This is a genomic window from Nakamurella sp. UYEF19, assembly GCF_040546275.1.
In the GTDB taxonomy this organism is placed as follows: domain Bacteria; phylum Actinomycetota; class Actinomycetes; order Mycobacteriales; family Nakamurellaceae; genus Nakamurella.
The window spans coordinates 434,155-453,944 of record NZ_JBEPNO010000002.1; the positions used below are offsets into that span (position 1 = coordinate 434,155).

General features: G+C 66.2%; 15 protein-coding genes. 7 read left to right on the forward strand and 8 right to left on the reverse strand.

Going from position 1 to position 19,790, the window contains the following annotated elements; all coding sequences use genetic code 11:
* Window positions 1-425: 425 nt before the first annotated feature.
* Both ABIB25_RS05160 and ABIB25_RS05165 read right to left on the reverse strand, forming a co-directional pair.
* Window positions 426-1,637, reverse strand: coding sequence for a sensor domain-containing diguanylate cyclase (locus ABIB25_RS05160; RefSeq protein ID WP_354527343.1), 1,212 nt, complete (start codon window positions 1,635-1,637; stop codon window positions 426-428).
* Between the two features lie 7 nt (window positions 1,638-1,644).
* Window positions 1,645-2,013, reverse strand: coding sequence for a DUF7793 family protein (locus ABIB25_RS05165; protein WP_354527344.1), 369 nt, complete (start codon window positions 2,011-2,013; stop codon window positions 1,645-1,647).
* A 457-nt stretch (window positions 2,014-2,470) separates the two neighbouring features.
* Here ABIB25_RS05165 and ABIB25_RS05170 point away from each other — a divergent pair, with 457 nt between their 5' ends.
* The 3 genes from ABIB25_RS05170 to ABIB25_RS05180 all read left to right on the forward strand — a co-directional run bounded on the left by ABIB25_RS05170 (window position 2,471) and on the right by ABIB25_RS05180 (window position 7,518).
* A complete protein-coding gene (locus tag ABIB25_RS05170) occupies window positions 2,471-3,187 on the forward strand; it encodes a hypothetical protein (RefSeq protein WP_354527345.1) in 717 nt (238 codons plus the stop codon).
* An 8-nt stretch (window positions 3,188-3,195) separates the two neighbouring features.
* The gene (locus tag ABIB25_RS05175; RefSeq protein WP_354527346.1) at window positions 3,196-5,370 is read left to right on the forward strand and encodes an Rv1355c family protein; all 2,175 of its coding nucleotides are present in this window, start codon (window positions 3,196-3,198) and stop codon (window positions 5,368-5,370) included.
* Between the two features lie 252 nt (window positions 5,371-5,622).
* Window positions 5,623-7,518: a putative bifunctional diguanylate cyclase/phosphodiesterase gene (locus ABIB25_RS05180; protein WP_354527347.1), complete on the forward strand. Its 1,896-nt coding sequence runs from the start codon at window positions 5,623-5,625 to the stop codon at window positions 7,516-7,518.
* Window positions 7,519-7,523: 5 nt separating this feature from the next.
* Here ABIB25_RS05180 and ABIB25_RS05185 read toward each other — a convergent pair whose 3' ends face one another.
* From ABIB25_RS05185 to ABIB25_RS05205, 5 genes are all read right to left on the reverse strand, one after another.
* Entirely contained in the window at window positions 7,524-7,790 is a 267-nt protein-coding gene (locus ABIB25_RS05185; protein ID WP_354527348.1) for a hypothetical protein, read from the reverse strand.
* A 236-nt stretch (window positions 7,791-8,026) separates the two neighbouring features.
* Window positions 8,027-8,623 (reverse strand): arsenate reductase/protein-tyrosine-phosphatase family protein, encoded by a 597-nt coding sequence (locus ABIB25_RS05190; protein WP_354527349.1) that lies wholly within the window; start codon window positions 8,621-8,623, stop codon window positions 8,027-8,029.
* A gap of 101 nt (window positions 8,624-8,724) precedes the next feature.
* A complete protein-coding gene (locus tag ABIB25_RS05195; protein WP_354527350.1) occupies window positions 8,725-9,453 on the reverse strand; it encodes an ANTAR domain-containing protein in 729 nt (242 codons plus the stop codon).
* A gap of 180 nt (window positions 9,454-9,633) precedes the next feature.
* Window positions 9,634-9,780 carry a hypothetical protein gene (locus tag ABIB25_RS05200; RefSeq protein ID WP_354527351.1) on the reverse strand — a complete coding sequence of 49 codons (147 nt, stop codon included), beginning with the start codon at window positions 9,778-9,780 and terminating at the stop codon, window positions 9,634-9,636.
* Between the two features lie 328 nt (window positions 9,781-10,108).
* Entirely contained in the window at window positions 10,109-11,074 is a 966-nt protein-coding gene (locus ABIB25_RS05205; protein WP_354527554.1) for a GGDEF domain-containing protein, read from the reverse strand.
* 510 nt (window positions 11,075-11,584) lie between these two features.
* On the opposite strand from ABIB25_RS05205, the gene ABIB25_RS05210 reads away from it, so the two are divergent.
* Together ABIB25_RS05210 and ABIB25_RS05215 are read left to right on the forward strand one after the other, a co-directional pair.
* Window positions 11,585-11,836, forward strand: a complete 252-nt coding sequence (locus ABIB25_RS05210) for a hypothetical protein (protein ID WP_354527352.1) — start codon at window positions 11,585-11,587, stop codon at window positions 11,834-11,836.
* A gap of 207 nt (window positions 11,837-12,043) precedes the next feature.
* Entirely contained in the window at window positions 12,044-13,969 is a 1,926-nt protein-coding gene (locus ABIB25_RS05215; protein ID WP_354527353.1) for a putative bifunctional diguanylate cyclase/phosphodiesterase, read from the forward strand.
* 49 nt (window positions 13,970-14,018) lie between these two features.
* Here the strand turns inward: ABIB25_RS05215 and ABIB25_RS05220 are convergent, their stop codons facing one another.
* A complete protein-coding gene (locus ABIB25_RS05220) occupies window positions 14,019-16,502 on the reverse strand; it encodes a glycoside hydrolase family 2 protein (RefSeq protein WP_354527354.1) in 2,484 nt (827 codons plus the stop codon).
* A 323-nt stretch (window positions 16,503-16,825) separates the two neighbouring features.
* Here ABIB25_RS05220 and ABIB25_RS05225 point away from each other — a divergent pair, with 323 nt between their 5' ends.
* Window positions 16,826-18,316: a DUF1800 domain-containing protein gene (locus ABIB25_RS05225; RefSeq protein WP_354527355.1), complete on the forward strand. Its 1,491-nt coding sequence runs from the start codon at window positions 16,826-16,828 to the stop codon at window positions 18,314-18,316.
* Between the two features lie 46 nt (window positions 18,317-18,362).
* A complete protein-coding gene (locus ABIB25_RS05230; RefSeq protein WP_354527356.1) occupies window positions 18,363-19,781 on the forward strand; it encodes a DUF1501 domain-containing protein in 1,419 nt (472 codons plus the stop codon).
* Window positions 19,782-19,790: the final 9 nt, after the last annotated feature.

Genomic DNA, 19,790 nt, shown 5'->3' on the forward strand with positions numbered 1-19,790 from the left:
GCAGACCCACCGGGTCGCTGGTGCCCGGACTGGATCGATCGTTATACATAGCATGGTGTGCTTGACCTGGGGTCGCTCGGGCTGTCACGGATGGACGCCATCCCGCGCGTCGAGTCGCTCTGCGAGGTCGGAGCCTACGTGGGAGTCCCGCTGAAGGGTCGGGAATCACTGGTCGTCGGGACGATCTGCGTGGTCGATACGGCCGCCAGGGCAGTGGATCCCCAGCGGGTGGCACGATTGGTGGAATTCGGAAAGGTCGCCGTGCCGCATTTCGTGCGTGGTTCGGACGTCACCGTGACCGGAATTGTGGGGTTCTATGTGCCATTCCCGGTGAGGACAGCGAACACGCGGTGCAGGCGGCGGACCGAGCGATGTATTCGTCCAAGCAGAGGGCACGGGATGCCACATGGGACAGTGCGCAGGAATCAGCGGTCCGCTGATCCGGTCGCGACGCAGATCTGGTTGCGGCCATTGTTCTTGGCCACGTACAGCGCCACATCGGCAGCATCGATGACGGCGGTTCCATCGGTCCCGTGTTGCGGATAGAGGGCAATGCCGGCCGACAGGGTCACGCCAGGGAGCGGACTGCCCCGGTGGTCGATCCGCAGGGCCGCGACCCGACTGCGCACCTGCTCTGCGCGGGCAGCCAGGATGCTGCCGTCCACGTCCGCCAGCATCAGCAGGAACTCCTCCCCGCCGTAGCGACAGGGCAGGTCACTCGGTCGCAGCGAACTGCGGATGGCGTCGCCCACCGCCTTCAGGATCTGGTCTCCCGCGTCGTGGCCGTGCAGGTCGTTGATCTGCTTGAAATGATCGATGTCGGCCATGATGACGCCGAAGGACCGACCGGACTGGTCGGTCCGCGCGACCTCCCGATCGAGCCACTCCTCGACGAACCGTCGGTTCAGCAGACCGGTCAGCGGGTCTCGAAGGGCCTGGAGCCGCAGTTTGTCGCGCAGCTCCAGGTTGGCCAGCGCCAGCGCTGCCTGTTCGCTCACCGCCAGCGCGAGGCTCTGCTTGGCCGGCGTCAGCGGCACCGGCGGCAGCGGGCTGCCCGGTTCACAGGTGCGGTCCATCACTTGCAGCAGACCGCTGATCTCGCCGTGGGCGGACATCGGGATGCAGATCGACGTCCCTGTTCTCCGCCGGACGTGCTGGCAGAGCAGCGCCGGGTGATCGCCCTCCGCCAGATGTTGCTGACCTCGACGAAGACCCCAGCAGTCCGATGGCGCGAGCGGGCGGTCGTCCTTACCCTGCCCCCAACTCACCTTGAGCTCCAGGACATTTCGTGAGGAGCGAAACAGGTGGAGGGATCCGGACATCCCCTGGAACAGCTCTCCCAGGGATTCACCGAGAGCAGCGAAGGCCTCGTCGACGTTGTCGCAGGCCTGTAGGACGTTTCCCAGCTTGGTCAGCCGGGTGATGTCGTGGTTGAGCTCCTGGAGTTCCAGCGTCCGGGCGTGCACGCGGCCCTCGAGTTCGTCGTGACTGGCCTGCAACTCCTCGGCCAGCATGTTGACTCCGACGATGACGGCATCGATCTCGTCGTCGGTCTTCGACGGGATACCCCTGGCGTCCAGTTCGCCCGCGGCCAGTCGGGTGAGCAGCTCCACCACGGCATCGATCCGTCCGGTCACGGTGGTTTCAGGCACGGTAGGCGGACAGCCAACCGGTTGCAGCACCCTCGTCGGTGAACATCCGGGTGGGAACAGGCATCCGTTGCAAACCGATGATGAAGTTTGCGACTACTTTGCTGACGGCGGAACTGACCAGCAGTGCTACCGCGGTGGCCTGCGCATCTTCACTGGTGAAGTGCTCCCGCGCTTCTCTCTCGGCCTTCCGGAGGTACCGCATGTCGACCAGCACCGGAACCGGACCACGGCCGAAGGCCGCGACCGCTGATGTCACCTTCCTCGCCTCCGCCAGGCTGCAGATCGAACCTGCTTCCCAGTCGTTCCGGGCGATTCCGTGCTCGTCGTCCCACCACACATGGACGGGGAAGCCAGGCTCCACAGCTTCCTCCTGAACGGTTGGGTAGCGGGTGCGTCTCGCGTGATCCGAGCTCGACCCTGCCATCCTATTCAGAGCCGACCCGGCGGCGACCACCCAATCCCCCCCGGGGCATCCCCGGCCCGTCCTTCCCGGGCGGTAGCAGGCCGGGGGGTCTGTCCGGCTCGTTCCGTGTCCGACGATTCCGCGCTGCGCAGCCGAGGCTCGAGGGCGGTCGACCCCATCGCCGGTTCGGGTGATGACTGGCCGCGATGTTCGAAACGGAGATCCGCGATCCAGATCCTCGAAAGAGTGAACTGGGAGAAAAGCGCTACTCGCAACGACGGATCGAGCTGTTCGGAGGAGGCCTGGGGTTCACGAGATCGAGTAGAGCTTACTCTTTGTGACCGTCGCGATAGGTCTCGACCAACTTGAATTCACAGGTCGTACCTAATATCAGGGTATGGCCCCGGATTGCGCGATGACATCGTTCCCATTCGTCCCTTCCGGGCGTTTTGTCGCGCAGTACCGGGACCTGTCGTCTGGGCATCTTTTCGTCGTCGCACGACCGGCGGATGCACCCGATCTGTGGACCACCTATCTGGACGGCGCGATGGCCAGCTATGCCGCCCACGGCGTCGAGAGCGTTCTCGAATACGAATCGGTCGTCGACGGGCATTCCACCGCTCTCTTCTTCGCCGCCATCGATCCGGCCGGACGGGTGGCCGGTGGGATGCGCGTACAGGGGAGATATTCCGCGGCGGACGAGGCGCACGCCCTCGTCGAATGGGCAGGCCGACCCGGCACCGAGCAGCTCCGGGGAGAGATCGAGGTGCGCCTGGCCGACGGGGTGATCGAGATGAAGACCGGTTGGGTCGACGACCATGCCCCGAAGCGCCACGACCTGACCAACGGTCTGGCCAGAATTTTCGTCCACGCGATGGAATTGATGGGCGTCCGCCATGCGATGGGTACCGTGGCGCAGCACGCGGTTCCGCGCTGGCGCACGACCGGTGGCGTGGTGAGTCCTGGCGTCGTGGCGGTCGCGTACCCGACGCCGGACTACCAGACCGTACTGATGTGGTGGGACCGCGAGACCTTCGCGGATCTGGCCGTCCCCGAACAACTCCCGCTGATCATGAGCGAGCGTGCGCAGTTGGCCGGCCGCTCCTTCGCCGCAGCGTCGGTGGCGTCTTGATCCCGGCCGTGGCGACGGTCGAGTCGTACCGACCGGTGATCCTGCCGGAGTCGGGTGACGAGAAGGCACTGTCGGAACTCATGTCCGCGCCCGGTGTCGAGGTGATGGACACGTCGGCGGCCTGGCGCCGCGAGCTCATCGACCTGCTCCCGGCGCTCTCGCCGGCCGAATTGGCGGAGGACGGTCGTTGGGTCTACTACCCGTGGCGGCGTGCTCTCGTCCTGCTGCCCGGTCCGGGCATCTTCGATCGGCTCAGGCTGGATCGGAATCGAAACAAGATCACGGCTGTCGAGCAGAAAAATCTCGCTGACAAACGTATCGGTGTCGTCGGCCTCAGCGTCGGACACGCCATTGCTCACACACTGGCTCTGGAGGGACTGTGCGGTGGTCTTCGTCTGGCCGATTTCGACACGGTTGAACTGAGCAATCTCAATAGAATTCCGGCCACCGTCTTGGACCTCGGGGTGAACAAGAGTGTGGTGGCTGCCCGTCGAATTGCAGAGCTTAATCCGTATCTGGCGGTGGAGATCTTTCCGGGTGGCCTGACCGAGGAATCGATATCGGAATTCTTCGACGGGCTGGACCTGGTGGTCGAGGAATGTGATTCCCTCGACATGAAGGTCAGGATACGACAGGAGGCGAGGAGCCGCGGGCTTCCGGTTCTCATGGAGACGAGCGACCGCGGACTCTTCGATGTCGAGCGATTCGACCAGGATCCGGATCGCCCGCTGTTCCACGGACTTCTTGGTGACATCGAACCGGCCGCACTCTCGGGTCTCGCCACCCGGGACAAGGCGCCCCATGTGATGAGAATCCTGCAGGCCTCGAAGCTGTCGTCCCGAATGGCGGCGTCGATGGTGGAGATCGACCGCACCGTCTCCAGTTGGCCCCAACTCGGCAGCGACGTCCAGCTGGGTGCTGCGACCGTCGCGTCCGCGGTGCGTCGGTGGGGACGGGGGCAGTCGCTGCCGTCCGGACGGGTCCGCGTGGATCTCGACCACGTGCTGGAAACGCTTGGCGCCACATCGACTGGCGGAGCTGCGATCCCGGCTGGATTCGATCCATCGGTCGGCTCCGACCCCACGGTCGGCTCCGACCCCACACCGGGCCCCGACCTGACACAGGAGATTCCGGACGACTTGTTCGACGCGCTGTTGCATGGCATCCGGCTTGCGCCGTCCGGGGGCAACATCCAGCCCTGGTCGGTTGCCACCGACCCGCACGGCGTGCGGGTGTTCCTGGTCCGTGAACGCACCTCCGCGATGGACGTGCAATTCCGGGGAAGTTACGTCGCCATCGGTGCGGCGGGGTTCAACGCCGAGGTGGCCGCGGCGAGGCACGGCTATCGAGCGGTGCTCGACCCACTGCCGTCGGACGAGATCGACGACCTCGCACTGCAGATCCGCCTGCGGGAGGGCGCGGATCCGGAGCTGGCGCAGCTTTATCCGGCCATGGTTCGACGGATCTCGAACCGGAACCTGGGCACGAGGCGGTCGTTGGACGCGGTTGTCCGAGCCGACCTGGAGCGGGCGGCCCGTGCCGGCGGCGCGCGGTTGGTGCTCGTCGACGATGCTGATCGGCTCGGGCTGGTGGCCGACGTGCTCGCCGAGTCCGATCGGATCCGATACCTCACCCCGCTGCTGCACGGTCAGATGATGTCCGAGCTGAAGTGGCCGGGCCGTGATCGTCTCGACCTGGGGATCGACGTCAGGACCCTGGGTCTCGACGCCGCCGACGTGGCCAAGCTGGAGGTCGCAGCCCGCCCCGAGGTGATGGCCCATCTGGCCGACTGGGAGGGGGGACAGGCGTTGGGAGACAACACCAGGGACCGCGTCAACGCGTCTTCCGCGCTGGCCGTCGTCACCATGGACGGGGACAAGTCGCTCGACTACCTCCGCGGCGGGTCAGCGGTGGAGAGAGTATGGATCGCGGCCGAGCGGATGGGACTCGGTGTGCAGCCGGTCTCGCCGGTGTTCCTGTATGCGCGCGATCGGGCAGACCTGGAAACTCTGTCCGTGCCCTTCGCTGCCGAACTCGGTGTACTGCGTGACTCGTTCGTGCGTCTCGCCGGACTGCACGGCGGTGAGGCTCCGATGCTCGTCCTGCGGCTCTCCCACGAGTCCGGTACTCCGATGCGGAGCGAACGGCTGCCCTTGTCCGAGGTGATCGCCGCCGGTCGCTGAGCCGGACCAACCCGGAAACGCGACGCGCCCGACACGCCATCCACCCGAAAGAGCCGACCGACGCCCGGTTGCGGTGAGTAATGTGATGGTTGCTGGTCCCGACAGCCGGCCTGGACCGGTGGACGCCGCCCTTCGGCCGCACCGCCTCGACACGATTCGCCGCCAAGAGCCCCGAGAGTCTCCAGTCCGGCTGGACATGGTCACGATGAATCCCGTTGCCCCGCGCTCCACCTGCGTCAGGGGGCGGCAGTGATGTTGCCCTTCGAACAGAAGCTGCCGGACGTCCTGTCCGAGTTCGCCCGGACGATGGCGACGAACTTCCCCATCCTGGACCACCTCGTCCGCCGGATAGTGGACATGCTTCCGATCACGGCGGCCGGGGTGACGATCATCTCGGAGGACTACCAGCCGCGTTACCTGTCGGCGTCGGACGAATCGGCCTTCGGGTACGAGCAGCTCCAGGCCCAGCTCGGCGAGGGACCCTGCCTGCTGGCCCACGAATCCGGCGAAGCGGTACTGATCCCGGATCTTGCGAAGGAACGGCGATTCCCCCGGTACACGGCGCACGCGTGGTCGGCCGGAGTCGCCGCGGTCTTCAGCTTCCCGCTCCGGCACGGAGCGCAACAACTCGGGGCTCTCGACCTCTATCACAATGCAGCCGGCGAATTGTCCGACGACGCCTTGCGTGCGGCTCAGACCCTGGCCGACATCGCCGCGGCCTATCTGCTCAACGCCCAGACGCGCGAGGAACTTCGCGACGCCTGGCGCCGCACCCGGGAGGAGTCGCTGCACGACGGGCTGACCGGTCTGCCGAATCGGGAGTTGTTGGTCGGCCGGCTGGAGTCGGCCTTCCAGCGCAGCCGACGGTCCGGGAAGACGGTGGCTGTGCTGTTCATGGATCTCGACCGGCTCAAAGCGGTCAACGACACCTATGGCCACCGGACCGGCGACCAGCTACTGGTGGCAGTGGGCAAGAGGTTGGCCGGCCTGGTCCGTCCGGGGGACACGCGGTCCCGGCTGTCCGGGGACGAGTTCGTGGTGGTGTGCGAGGATCTCGACGATCCGGCTCAGGCCGCCATCATCGGCAACCGTCTGCTCGGCGCCCTCGGGAGCCCATTCCATCTCGGGTCGGTCGACAACGATGTCACCGCCAGCATCGGGTTGGCCTACGCCGAGCACGGGGAGTACACCCCGGAGCACATGCTGCACGAGGCCGATGTGGCGATGTATCAGGCGAAACGTGAGGGCGGGGATCGCCACCAGGTCTTCAGTGAGCGACTCCAGCATCTGGTGGCTCCGGCGACCGGGATGGAACGTGACCTCCACCTTGCGATCGAACGAGACGAACTGCGCAACGAGTACCAGCCGATCGTCGCCACCGAGGACGGCGGCATGACCGGGTTCGAGGCGCTCGTCCGCTGGTCGCATCCGTTGCGAGGCGAGGTGCCGCCGGTGAGACTGATTCCGCTGGCGGAGAAGTCGGATCTCATCAACGACATCGGTGGATGGGTGCTCAGCCGAGCCTGGCACGACCGGAAGCCGTGGCGCGGCCACGACGGGGTGACCGATCTGGCGATCGCGGTCAACGTATCCGCCCACCAGATCATGTCGAAGGGCTTTGCCGACGTGGTCGCCGAGGTCTTGAACGGGAGCGACGCGTCTCCGGATCTGTTGACGCTCGAGATCACCGAAAGCGTCTTCCTGCGGGACAGCGAGTACGCCCTGCCCTCGCTCGGACGTCTTCGCGATCTCGGGGTCAAACTGGCCTTGGACGACTTCGGGACCGGCTTCTCGTCCCTCAACTATTTCAAGCGGTTCCCGGTGGACATCATCAAGATCGACCAGTCCTTCGTGGTCGTTCTCAACCGCAGTCCGACCAGCAAGGCCATCGCGGGTGCAGTGGTCGGGCTGGCTCATGGTCTCGGCATGACGGTCATCGCGGAGCCCGTGGAGACGGCGGAGCAGCACGAGGCAGTCACCCGTCTGGGTTGCGATTCCAGCCAGGGGTTCTACTTCGGCCGGCCCATGTCAAGCCTCGCCATCGACGGCCTGCTCAACCATCACGTTCGTGAACGGGTCGGTGCCTGTGAGCTCGTGCCGACTCCGAGGGTCCCGGATCCGTACGAAGGGGACCGGCTCGTTCGCTGATCTCGTCAGAAGCCGGTCGGGATGTCCATTGCCGCGTGGACGTCCGAGAGAGTCGGAACCCGGACCGCAGGGATGATGAGGAGCACGTTGTCATCGACGTGGTCGACGGTCACCTCGATGCGCTTCAGTGAGGCTTCACGGCGCAGCGTCTGGCGGAGGACGTCGATCGGTGCATCATGCGCCTGCCGTCTGACCTGTACCCCGGACTGTTGCGCCTTCACCGTGGCGATGACCTGCTCGACGGTGACTGGTTGTCCGTGGGGATCGATCATGAGGAGCCGCCCTGTCAATCGGGATCCGGTGGATGACGGGTTCGACGACTACCGGTGGTTGGATGATGCTGTGTTGCAAGGGCATCGCCAGAGCTGCTGCGCGGCGAGCCATCTGAAGTCATTTAAAATGCTAGCTATGATCGACGGTTCTACTCGGAACACAGTGTGCGATAAGAGGTTGAGATTATCACAGGGAATAGCTCTAGATCCATGGTTTCAATGGATTGCTGCGGTCGTCAGCGTGGGGGCGTCGCCGGCACCGGTTCCAGTCGGAGCGGCCGGAGGACCGACGCCACCACGGCGTCCAGCGTCGATGCGCAGGCTTCGAAGTCGGCGAGTGGCCGTCCCATCGGATCAGGCAGGTCGTCATCTTCGGGTGGCACCGGTTGCAATCGTGATCTGGCTGCTTTCGCCTCGGTCAGCAGCCTCCGGCCGAGCTCTCCGGCGTCGGCGGATCGGATCGGATCGACGATGCCGGCCAGCCTCGCGAACTGCAGCATGGTGAAGGTTCGCCCGATGGCGGCCGGAAGCATTCGCACCACCGCCGACCGGTGTTCACGCGCTGCGGTGAGGATCAGATCGGTGTTCCGCAGCATGCCCGGGTCGATCTCCCGACTCCGATGGCCGTCGACGAACGCTTCGCGGTTGATGAGAACCTGCGCGGAGAACTCGTGGATGGGACGCACTGTGGAGGCGTCGGTGCCCGCTGATTCGATCTTCCAGGTGTCGGAGATTCCGAACAGAGTGCGGGTGGCGGACGCCAGCAGTTGCTCGGCGATGGGGGAACGGCAGTAGTTGGCGGTGCAGACCATCAGCACGCGAAACTCTGACAAACCCCGCCGCCCTTCATGATCCGTCCGTGTCACGGAGCCTACGCGCTGCCGGAGATGGCAGTGAACTCACCGCCTGCTGCTGTCCCGACCGGAATCGCACCTCAGGACGAACCATCGGTCGCGGGCGCCGGACTGGCGAGCAGCCGATCGGCCGCGGCGATGATCGATTCCTCCCTGACCGCGGCGTCCGACCCGAGAACGGCCATGGCGTCGTCAGGATGGTGCCCACGCGCGATCAGGACCCCGATGGCCTGGTCGACGGTCCGTCCGTCGGCGAGGAGACGGGCGCCTCCCGGCCCGCCCGTTGCGTCGGCCGGGAGAGGCGGGCGCTCCAGCAGCACCTGTCCGGGAAGTTCGTGGACAGGTGGGCCTGGTCGGCCAGGCTGTGGAACGCGCGGGGGAGCGAGGCGTAGAAGGTGAGGTGCCCCAGCGGGACAGATCCGCTGACCTGCAACGGGATTCGCATCGACGAGCGGCCGACCAGGTGCCCGGAGGACTGCCTGCTCGACGATCCGGGTCGCCACCACCACCACCAGCTTCAGGTGCTCGGTCTGACTGATCGACCGAAGTCGCTCGAAGGCATCGTCCGTGCTGGCCCCGGTCCTGCTTCGCGGGATGCCGATGGCCTGGTCGATCACCGGACGGCTCGCCAGTGCAGCCTGCAGATTCCGCGAGAGCCGGCCGGTCTGATCCAGGATCTGCGCGTTGTGGACCGTGATGGCCGCTGGGACCGCGCAGACCTGGCCCAGTTGTTCCGCCCGGGCATCGAAGACGTCCCTGGCTTGGGCATAGATGTTCATCGCTCCCACCACGCCGGAAGGGGTCTGCATCGGCAACGACAGCACGCTGTGGACGCCGAGGCGCCCTGCCTGCGGGCCGAATCTCGGCCACCGTGAGTCGCCACCGAGCGGCCCGGAGCGCATCGCCGTGCCGGTTGCCGCTGCACTGACGCACGGTCCTTCGACCAGCCGGTACTGGATGTCGTCGATCTCGCGGACGAAATCAGCCGATTACCCGAAGATGTCAGGTCGTCCCTGCTCCGACAGGGTCAGCCCGGCCCCGTCAGCACCGGGGATGGCCTGCACGGCGTACCCGGCCACTCGGACCAGTAGTTCCTCGATCTTGTTCCACCCGGCTGACAAGTGTGACAGGGACACGAGACTCGAGGCGAGATCGCATCCTCCGAAGCGGCGCGCTCGCTCAGAGTCGGTGAGTTGGTCGACTCGACACCGCCGTCGGGAGAACGTTCATCGGACGGGCCGGGCTCATCGCGTTCCACTCCGAACTCCATCGTGCGCCGCCACAGGCCGACCCGGATCCGTGGGTGATCCACATGGTGCTCGTCGGGTACGTCCGTGGCTCCCGGACTGGTCGAATTCTGACACGGATCGTCGAGTGGTGGTTCCGCCAGCGTTCCGTCGGCTTGGACGAGCGCAGCACGGTGGGACCTACCTCTCGAGATTCACCGGTGCGGTCCACCGAGATTCAGGCGGCCTGGCCGGCTCCGGCCAGCGAAACCACCGTGCGGTCCCGACCAGCCGCCTTGGCGGCATAGAGAGCGGTGTCCGCGCGACGCAGGGCGTCCTCGCCTAGAAGATCGGTCAGGCCGGCACTGAACGTGATGCCGGACGGATGCAGATGCCAGGCCTTGGCCCACCTGGCGACGATCCGCTCGGCGAGTTCCTGGTCGACATCCTGCAGAACGGCGAGGAACTCCTCGCCGCCGTAGCGGATCACGATGTCCTCGCGCCTGCTCTCCCGGTGCAGCATCGACGTGAAATCGATCAGCACGTCGTCTCCGGCCAGATGTCCGTGCGTGTCGTTGTAGTGCTTGAAGTCGTCGAGATCGACGATGACCAGGTAGGCCCGACCCTGGAGGCGGTGCAGGAGCTCGTCGAGGCCGCGCCTGTTCCTGGCGCCGGTGAGCGAATCCGTTTCAGCGGTGGCCGCCAAGGCCTCCTGCTGGGCGGCCAAGCCCCGCAGCAGGTAGGCCGGCAGTTCGGAGGCCATGGCCCACACGATCGCGGCGATGCTCAACCGCACCAGCGCGAGATTCAGTGGCAGATCGATGAGGCCGCGCAGACCAACCAGAGCCAGCGGAAGGAGCAGCAACGATCGGCCCTGGGGTTGGGTCAGCCCCGCGAACAGGAAGAAGACCGAGATCAGCCCGGTGACCAGCTGCGCAGCCGGACGATCCAGATAGCCGAAGGCGATAATCCTTGCCAGCGCGAGAACGGGCCAGACGAACCACCACAGCGGGGACTGCCGCTTTCGGATCACCCAGTAGACGAGGCCGATGCCACCGAAGGTCGCGAAGTACCAGACGTACCCACCCGTACGCAGCCCCGGCGTGACGTTCACGGCGGCCAATCCCATGATCACCTGGCTGATCAGGGATCCGACAGCACCGACCTGATGCCAGTTGATCCGGGAATGCTCCAGAACGGCCATGGCCACCGCCGCACCCCAAACTTCGTTGAACTCTTGAATGAGTTTCCAGCACCGTGGGGCTCAGGGTATCCCCCGGAAGAGCCCTCTTCGCCGTTGTTTCGGTGACTGCTGGTAGTCGGTCCGGGAAAAGTGTCTCTCGCGAGGCCGTCATCGCGCAATTTGTCGGGCAGGTGCTGTCGACCGGTTGCGGCCAGGACCACACCGATCGATGCGCGGCCTGTCGGCGGAGAGTGAGCAGTGCCTCGGTCCGACGATCGCAAGAAGCCGATGAACCGCGCCTGCCGGGTAGTGGTGGCCGCATCGCCGACTGGGGACACCGGTTTGTTCCTCGGATGGATGAATACTGCCCTGCGGGCCCGATGAGCTCGGCGAACAGGTGATGGTCCGGGGGTTCGAGGGCGCGGACCGGCAACGGCTGGCGTCGGACGAATCTCCGCGCATGAACCGGACCCGGACATCGAAACCTCTCGGCCGCAATCACTCCAGCGTTCGGGACGCTTCCATTGACCGGTGTGGAAGTTGCCGAGAGTGGCGGGCATCGGCCCGCCCGGCCGATCTTCTCGGAAGAACGACGCCCATCACCTGTGCGAGCAGGTTTTTGTCGACTGCTTTCACTCGCTGTCGCCGTTCTGCGTCGCCGTCATCCCGGACGGGTTTCTCGCAGCAGGTGTTGTCCGGCAGCGCCAAAGCCTGATTCTGCCGGATACAAGTACTCATGGTCACGTCGGATTCACTCTTTGGATGGTTCTTACCATCGAATGAGTTTCGCTGCTCCCGCGATCTTCGCCCAACGTCCCCGCTCGGCTAATATCATCCGTGGCGGCAGGTGGAACCGGAAAATCAGAAGGACGAACCCTGGTAGACCATCTGCCGATTGCTTCGAAGTCATTGCGTTTCCGATGCAGGAGATCATGACGGTCGCTCGGGGCACAGCCGCACTACATCACATTCTGTGACGGGAGCATCTGCATGGTCTTGTTGTCGACCTTCACCTCTGCCGTGGCGCCTGACGGGGCCACCGACTCGTCGCCACCGGCCATCGCCAGAACGATGCTGTCCCTGTCGGACCGAGCAGCGTCCGATGTGCACGGGCCGACCGCCGGCATCGAGACGACACCGCCGGAGTCGGACGCCGCGACCGAGTTGACCACAGCCAGGGACACGCTGAGGAAGGTGGAGGCGCAGTTCGACGACCTCTTCGACTACGCGCCGAACGGCATGATGATGCTCGGGACGGACCCGTCCTGTCCGGCCCGCTTCCTGAGGGTCAACCCGGCGCTCTGCCGTCTGACCGGATACACGGCCGACCAGTTGTTGGAGATGACGCTCGCCGATCTGACCCACCCGGAGCACGAGGGCACGTTGCACAAGGGCAAGTTGGAGGACCGTTCTGCCGTCCTGGCCGAGCAGCGGCCCGCCGAACGGTGGCATGAACGGCGGTGGATCGGCGCGGACCAGCTCGACCTGTGGGTACATCTGACGATGAGCCCATCACGCGGGACCGGGCCGGGGTGCGTCATCGGTCAGGTCGAGAACATCACGGCCAGGAAGCATGTCGAGACCCGACTTCGTCCCCAGGTTTTGCACGACGAACTGACTGGCCTGCCCAACCGGGTCCTGCTGATGGACCACCTCGAGCATGCACTTGCCGAGGGCATCCGGTCGGGTCGGCACGTGGGGCTGCTGACCATCGGCATCGACGGGTTCAAGAGCGTCAACACCACGTGGGGCCGGCCCGCCGGCGACCGCATCCTCGGTGAGGTCGTCGAACGGCTGCGGTTGACCATCCGTCCTGGTGACATCCTCGCCCGGCTGGGCGGTGACGAGTTCGTCATCGGATGTGTCGCTCTCGAGGGTGCCGAGGCCGCGGCCAAGATCGCCGAGCGGGTGCTGGCCGCACTGCACGCCCCGCATCACGACGGGAGCGACACGTTCACCCTCGGCGCCAGCATCGGCGTGAGCGTGTCCAGCATCAGCTCGGATCCCGGGCAGCTGCTCCGTGAATCCGCGGAAGCCATGCGAGAGGTGAAACGTACTGGGAAGAACGCGATCCGGCTCGGCGGGATCGACGACCCGGCTGTTGTCGCCCGTACCGCGCGTGCCGTCCGGAGGATCCGCATCGAGAGCGAACTGCGCCTGGCTCTGGCGAACGACGAGCTGATCCTGTTCGGCCAGCCCATCTACGATATCTCGACCGGCCGGGTGATCGCGGTCGAGAACCTGTTGCGGTGGCTGCATCCCGTCCGCGGACTGCTGGGACCGGGTGAGTTCCTCGACGTCGCCGAGGGTGGAGATCTGATGATTCCCATCGGACGGCGGGTGATCGACGAATCGTGCCGGATGGCCGCACGGTGGGCTGAATTGCTCGGGCCGGACGCGCCGGAGGTGCACGTCAACATCTCCGGCCGGCAATTGGGGTCGGGTGACCTCGGCGGTGATGTCCTCGCTGCGATGGAGCGCCACGGCCTGCCGCCCGAACATCTTGTCCTCGAGCTGACCGAGACGCACATGCCGATGGTCGCGGACTCGCTCCGGCGGGACCTGCTGGACCTCCGTGCCCACGGGATCTCGGTCGCCATCGACGATCTGGGGACGGGCTACAGCAGCCTGACCCGCATCACCGAGCTGCCGGTGGACATGCTGAAGATCGACATCAGGTTCGTTGCCGGACTCGGCGTCGATCCAAGCTGCGATGCGGTCGTCCGGGGGATCCTGGCGATCGGACGTGCCCTCGGCATGACGGTGGTCGCAGAGGGCGTCGAGACCCAGGACCAGGCAGACCTTCTCGTCCAATACGGCTGCGAGGCCGTACAGGGCTACCTCTACAGCCGTCCGCTGGCCGAAGAGACGTTGATCGACTACCTGCAGGACCGGGTGGCCCTGGCCCGAGCCTGACGGGAATTGCGCCCGTCAGGCTTGCCTTGAAGGGTCTCGTCAGGTGCGGTCAGGCAGACATGCCCGGCGGCGGCGTCGTCAAGAGGTCGTTCAGGCACATCAGCGCGCCGGACGACACGAAGGTCGCGGCGTCGGCGGCCGCCGGGGCGGTGATCCGGAACGTCCGACCGCCACCCGCCCCGATGGTGGCCGTCGCCTCGTCCACCACGGCGTCCGGGTGCCAGCGGTCTGCCATCACCGTCACGTGGCGGGCAAGCGACGTGGCGTGCACCGTTACGTCGATTCCGTGATCTGCCTGCTGCACGACGGCTGTCAGTGCATCTGGCGCAAGCGCCAGGTCCTTGTCCGGGGCGAAGAACCAGAGTGCGCGTTCCCCGCCCGTGGCAGTGGCGATGAGGTACTCGCTCCGGGCGTCGCCGACCGCGGTCACCCGTTCCGGCAGCTCCACCGACGCGGAGGCCAATCGGTCGACCACCAGCCGCGTCTCGAACGTGGCCAGCACGGTGCCGTCGAAGCCGACCCGCTGGACCGTGGTTGCGCCGCGCCAGGACACCCCCGCGTCGTTGACGCCGAACAGGAACAGTCCGTCCTCACGAGGCTGGATGGTCAACAGGTGCGGCGCGTAGGAATCTCGGAGTGCGTACCACAGCAGCTTTTTCCGGCCGTCACCATCGATGGCAGCCCAGCTCGTCACCGGCCAGCAGTCATTGATCTGCCACACCACCGTGCCCATGCAGACACCCCGGTGCGACCGGAAGTGTTCGATGCCGTAGCGGATGGCCTCGGCCTGGTTGAGCTGCATCAGGTAGTGCCACTCGCTGAAGGTCTCGATCACCGGGAGGTGCGGTGCGGCACCCCTGGCCAGCTTTCCGTTGCCATCGGTCGCCTTCTGGTGGTGCAGCATCCCGCTGGAGGTGTGGGTCCTCGGCCGATCATGGATCGACCGCTCGATGGTCGCGGCGTTCGGCGGTCCCTGGTAGCCGAACTCCGCGACGAATCTCGGGACGTAGTCGCGGTAGTGGCTGTAATCGATGTCGTTCCAGACGTCCCAGATGTGGCGGAGCCCGTGGTTGTCGACGTTGGGGTGGATCTCCATCGACCCGGAGAAGGGGCTGCCCGGGTAGTACGGACGACTCGGATCCATCGCCGCGACGATGGCGGGCAGGATCTCGAGGTAGTAGCCGGCTCCCCAGGTCCTCGCGCCGACCGGTTCCCGCCAGGACCAGTCGAACCAGCCCCAGATGTTCTCGTTGCAGCCGTTCCAGAGCACCAGACTCGGGTGTGGCATCAGCCGGATGACGTTCTCCGTGGCTTCGGCGATCACCTCGCCGCGGATCGGCTCTTCCTCCGGATAGGCCGCGCAGGCGAACAGGAAGTCCTGCCAGACAAGCACTCCCAGCTCGTCGCACAGTCCGTAGAAGTCGTCCGACTCGTACATCCCGCCGCCCCAGACGCGGAGCAGGTTGATGTTGGCCCCTTTGCTCTGCTCGATCCGGGTCCGCAGCCGGTCGGAGGTGATCCGGGAGGGGAAGCAGTCGTCGGGGATCCAGTTCGCGCCACGGACGAAGATCGGGACCTCGTTGACCACCAGGGTGAAGGCAGAGCCGATCTCGTCGGGCGTGGTGTCCAGTCGGATGTTGCGGAATCCGATGCCGCGGTCCCAGCGGTCGAGCAGGCCGTCCCCGGTGCTCAACTCCACCGACAGGTCGTAGAGCGGCTGGGAGCCGAGATCGTGCGGCCACCACAGTTCGACCTCCGGAACCTCCACCTCGACCTGCAGGTGGCTCGCGCCAGCGGGGATCTCGGCCGACACGACTTGTCCGGCAATACTGATCAACAGCGAGAGCTGTTGCGCTGCTACGGGTCTGATGTCTTCGACGTCGACGTCGACGGTGAGCACGCCGTTCGGGCCGCGGACCGTCGCGACGGGACGCACGACCGAAAGTCTGGCCGTCGACCAACTCTCGATCGCGATCGGCTTCCAGATGCCGGCTGTCACCACCGTCGGCCCCCAGTCCCAGCCGAAGTTGCAGGCCATCTTGCGGATGAAGTTGAAGGGCGTCGGGTAAGCATTGGGCAGGTTGCCCAGTTCGCGCTGAATCTTCTCGGCGTAGGCCCAGGCGGAATCGAAGACGATCTCGATCTCGTTGTCGCCGGTCTGCAGCGTCCCGGCGATCGGGATGCGGTACGACCGGTGCTGGTTCGCGAACCGGCCGACCTCGAGTCCGTTGACCAGGACGGTGGCGACGGTGTCGAGCCCGTCGCAGACCAGCTCCACCTGATCGGCGCCGTCTGGTGAGTACGTGAAAGTCGTTCGGTAGGACCACTGCTGGTGGCCGATCCAGTCCAGCGTCAACTCGTTCTCGTCGAGGTACGGGTCGGGGATCAGGCCGGCGACCAGCAGATCGGTGTGCACGCATCCTGGCACGCTGGCCGGGATGGCCGCCGGGATGGCCGGCGGCCGGATGGCCGGGTTGGCGCCGGCCAGTCGTAGTTCCCACCCGGTGACGAGTTCCTGACGGTTGACGGGCACGCAGCACACTCCATTGGTCGCGGCAGATCCTTGGTCATCGTTCCGGTGCGTGATCGACGCCTCGGCGGTCGTTAGATTACCAGTGACCGAACCGGTTAATCCTTGGAGGCAGGCATTGAAGTGGCATAACTGGAGTGCAATGCGCAACCGGGAGGAAAATGCTTAACGTTCAGCTTCGGCGAGACCGGCGGATCCTCGACGACCCCTTTCCTTTCCGGCGGTGGCAACCTAGGCTTCATCACGTTCCGTAGAACAAAAAGTACGTTGAGTAGCGGATTGGTCACGGGCGCAGCTGCTGAAAACGGAGCACGAGGAGACCACGCGTGGACAGCACGATGTTGATGTCGGGTCTCTCCGGCACCCGAGGGGTCTCGGCCGCCCCGGTCGGTCCCGTCCCGGCGCGACCGACCGTCGCCCAGCAATACCACCTGCTCTCCCGATTCGCCTTCGGCGGGACTCCCGCGACGCTGAACGTGCTGGCCCACCAGGGCCCGACCGCGTGGTGGGACGGCCAGGTCGCCCTTGGCCGGCAGTACCCCCTGTACCGAGCCCACGGCCGGGTCTCCACCGTCGGACCGATGTTGAACATGAGTCCCGTGCAGGTCAGGGCGGCACTCAAGGCCGGCGGCAACGAGTACGGCTGGGAGATGATGGACCAGTTGACCCTCGTCACCCTCGGCCTGCAGGCGTGGAGCCCGGCCCAGCTGTACGAGCGCGTCGTCGACTTCTTCGGCAACCACCTGAACATCGCCAACCATTCCGACGGGCAGACCTGGGTCCGTCACCTGATGGACCGGGACGTGGTGCGCAAGTATGCGTTCGGGACCTTCAGCGACATGTTGGTCGCCTCGGCCAGGAACCCCGCGATGCTGTTGTTCCTGAACCTCGCCGAGTCGACGAAGCGCATCGTCAACGAGAACTACGGTCGCGAACTGCTCGAGCTCCACACCGTCGGGCTCGGCTCCGGCTTCACCGAGACGGACGTCAAGTACTCGGCGAGGATCCTCACCGGCCGGACCATCGACGACGCCGGCAACTACGTCTACCGACCCGACATCCACTGGACCGGACCGGTGCGGGTGCTGGGCTTCAACCACACCAATGCCGATGCTGCGGCCGGTGTCGCAGTCGGCGATGCCTACCTGCGGTACCTCGCCGGCCACCCCTCGACGGCCAACAACCTGGCCCGCAAGCTCTGCGTGCGTTTCGTGTCCGACAATCCGTCCGCCGCGTTGATCGCGCTGGTCGCGAAGACCTACCTGGCCAACGGAACCGCGATCCTGCCCACGATCAAGGCGATCTTCACCTCTGCCGAGTTCTGGGCGAGCAAGTACCAGAAGGTGCGACGGCCCGCCGAGAACCTGATCGCGACGCTGCGGATCCTCGACCTCAACATGGCGGGCAACACCCGCGCTTCGCTCGACACCCTGCACTGGATGACGGCGTCGGTCGGCAACGCTCCGCTGGACTGGGCGCCCCCCAACGGATACCCGGACGCGGCGGCGGCCTGGCGTTCCTCGAGCAACCTGCTGGCGTTGTGGCAGGCGCACCGCGGCTTCAGCCAGAACTGGTGGAAGGACCTGGTCGCCCCGGCCAACACCACTCTCTACGGTGCTCCGGCGACGAGCGGGGCGGCCATCGCCGCGCTCATCTCCCGCCTGGTCGGCGGTCCGATGACGGCGGCTCAAGTTGCTGCGCTGCAGGCGTTCCTGCGCGAGCCGGCCGCCACCCCGATGGCCCAGTCGAACCTCCGTTGGTACCTCGACCACCTGGTGCCGCTGATCCTGGATTCCTCCTACCATGCGCTCGGCTGACGGGTCAGCCGCCGTGTTTCGCACTCACGACGGGGACTACACATCGATGACGGCACAGCAGCATGTTCTCGGACAGCAGCATGGGCCGGAGAGGCAGCAGCACGGCCCGGCGGCCGGTCGGTCGGGCGGGCGACATCGGCTCGAGGTCGATCCGGAGCGTCAGAAGCGCGTCGAGAAGGCCCTGGTGGCACAGGCCGAGACGGTGCAGGACGGCCTCGCCTGTCAGGAAGAGCTGTGGTCCAAGGGTTTCACCCGCCGCCGGATGCTGCAGGGCGTCGGGATGGCCGGTGTGGCCGCCCTGGCGTCGCAGCTGGTGACGACCCGGGTCGCGTACGCCGCGGCGGGCAGCGTCACGCCGCCCAACACCGTGATCACCATCTTCCTGCGGGGTGGGGCCGACGGCCTCCGCATGCTGGTGCCGCAGGCGCCCGCACTGGGCAACGCCTACCTCCGTTCGCTCCGGCCGACCCTGGTCCAGGCCGATGCCGACATCAGGACCCTGGTGGGGGCCGGGGGATGGGGCGTCAACAAGGGTTTCGACCCGTTGCTCCCATTCTGGTCCAGCGGGGAACTGGCCTTCGTCCCGGCCGTCTCGGCCGCCGGGGTGACCAGAAGCCACTTCCAGGCCCAGCAGACGTTGGAGCGGGGTGGCCCGAGTTCCACCTCCGGTTGGCTGGACCGCACCCTGTCGGCGCTCGGCCCCGGCACCACGTTCCGGGCGTTGGCCGAGGGAACGGTCACCCCGGCGTCGATGGCCGGGAACCAGCAGAAGATCGCGATGGACTCGTTGTCCGCCTTCGACTTTCCCGGTTGGGACGGCGTCAAGGCCCTGAGCATGACGGCGATCAGCGCCCTCTACCGCGGGATGAGCATCCCGCTCGCCTCGGACGTGCAGACCACGCTGTCGGCGATCTCGACGGCCCAGGCCGCGGCGGCCACCGCCGGCGTGAAGAACGGGGCCGTCTACCCCGAGGGCAACTTCGCCAGTTCGCTGGCGGACCTGGCGACCCTGCTCCGCGCCGAGGTGGGAGTCGAGGTCGCGACGGTCGACGTCGGCGGCTGGGACACCCACACCGAAGAGGCCGCCGACATCGACGCGCTCACCGCATCGGCGGCAAAAGCCCTGGCCGCGTTCATGACCGACCTCGGGCCGACCCGGCGCAAGCGGGTCACCGTGGTGGTGATGACGGAGTTCGGCCGTCGGGTGAACGCCAACGCCTCGAACGGCACCGATCACGGCACCGGATCGATGATGTTCCTGCTCGGCGGTGGTCTGGCCAAATCGTCGGTGTTCGGCGCGTGGAAGCCGCTGTCGGCCACCGCGCTGGTCGATGGGGATGTGGCCCCGCTCAACAGCGCTTACGACGTGCTCGGCGAGGTGATCCAGAAGCGCCTCGGGATCGGCAGTCTGTCCACCATCTTCCCGGGCCACCAACCGGCACCCCTTGGCCTGGCGAAAACCTGATCATCGTAG

Coding starts and splice junctions, on each gene's coding strand:
- ABIB25_RS05170 (WP_354527345.1), top strand. CDS start 2,471: ATGACATCGTTCCCATTCGTCCCTTCCGGGCGTTTTGTCGCGCAGTAC.
- ABIB25_RS05180 (WP_354527347.1), top strand. CDS start 5,623: ATGTTGCCCTTCGAACAGAAGCTGCCGGACGTCCTGTCCGAGTTCGCC.
- ABIB25_RS05185 (WP_354527348.1), bottom strand. CDS start 7,790: ATGATCGATCCCCACGGACAACCAGTCACCGTCGAGCAGGTCATCGCC.
- ABIB25_RS05195 (WP_354527350.1), bottom strand. CDS start 9,453: ATGCAGACCCCTTCCGGCGTGGTGGGAGCGATGAACATCTATGCCCAA.
- ABIB25_RS05205 (WP_354527554.1), bottom strand. CDS start 11,074: ATGGCCGTTCTGGAGCATTCCCGGATCAACTGGCATCAGGTCGGTGCT.
- ABIB25_RS05215 (WP_354527353.1), top strand. CDS start 12,044: ATGGTCTTGTTGTCGACCTTCACCTCTGCCGTGGCGCCTGACGGGGCC.
- ABIB25_RS05230 (WP_354527356.1), top strand. CDS start 18,363: ATGACGGCACAGCAGCATGTTCTCGGACAGCAGCATGGGCCGGAGAGG.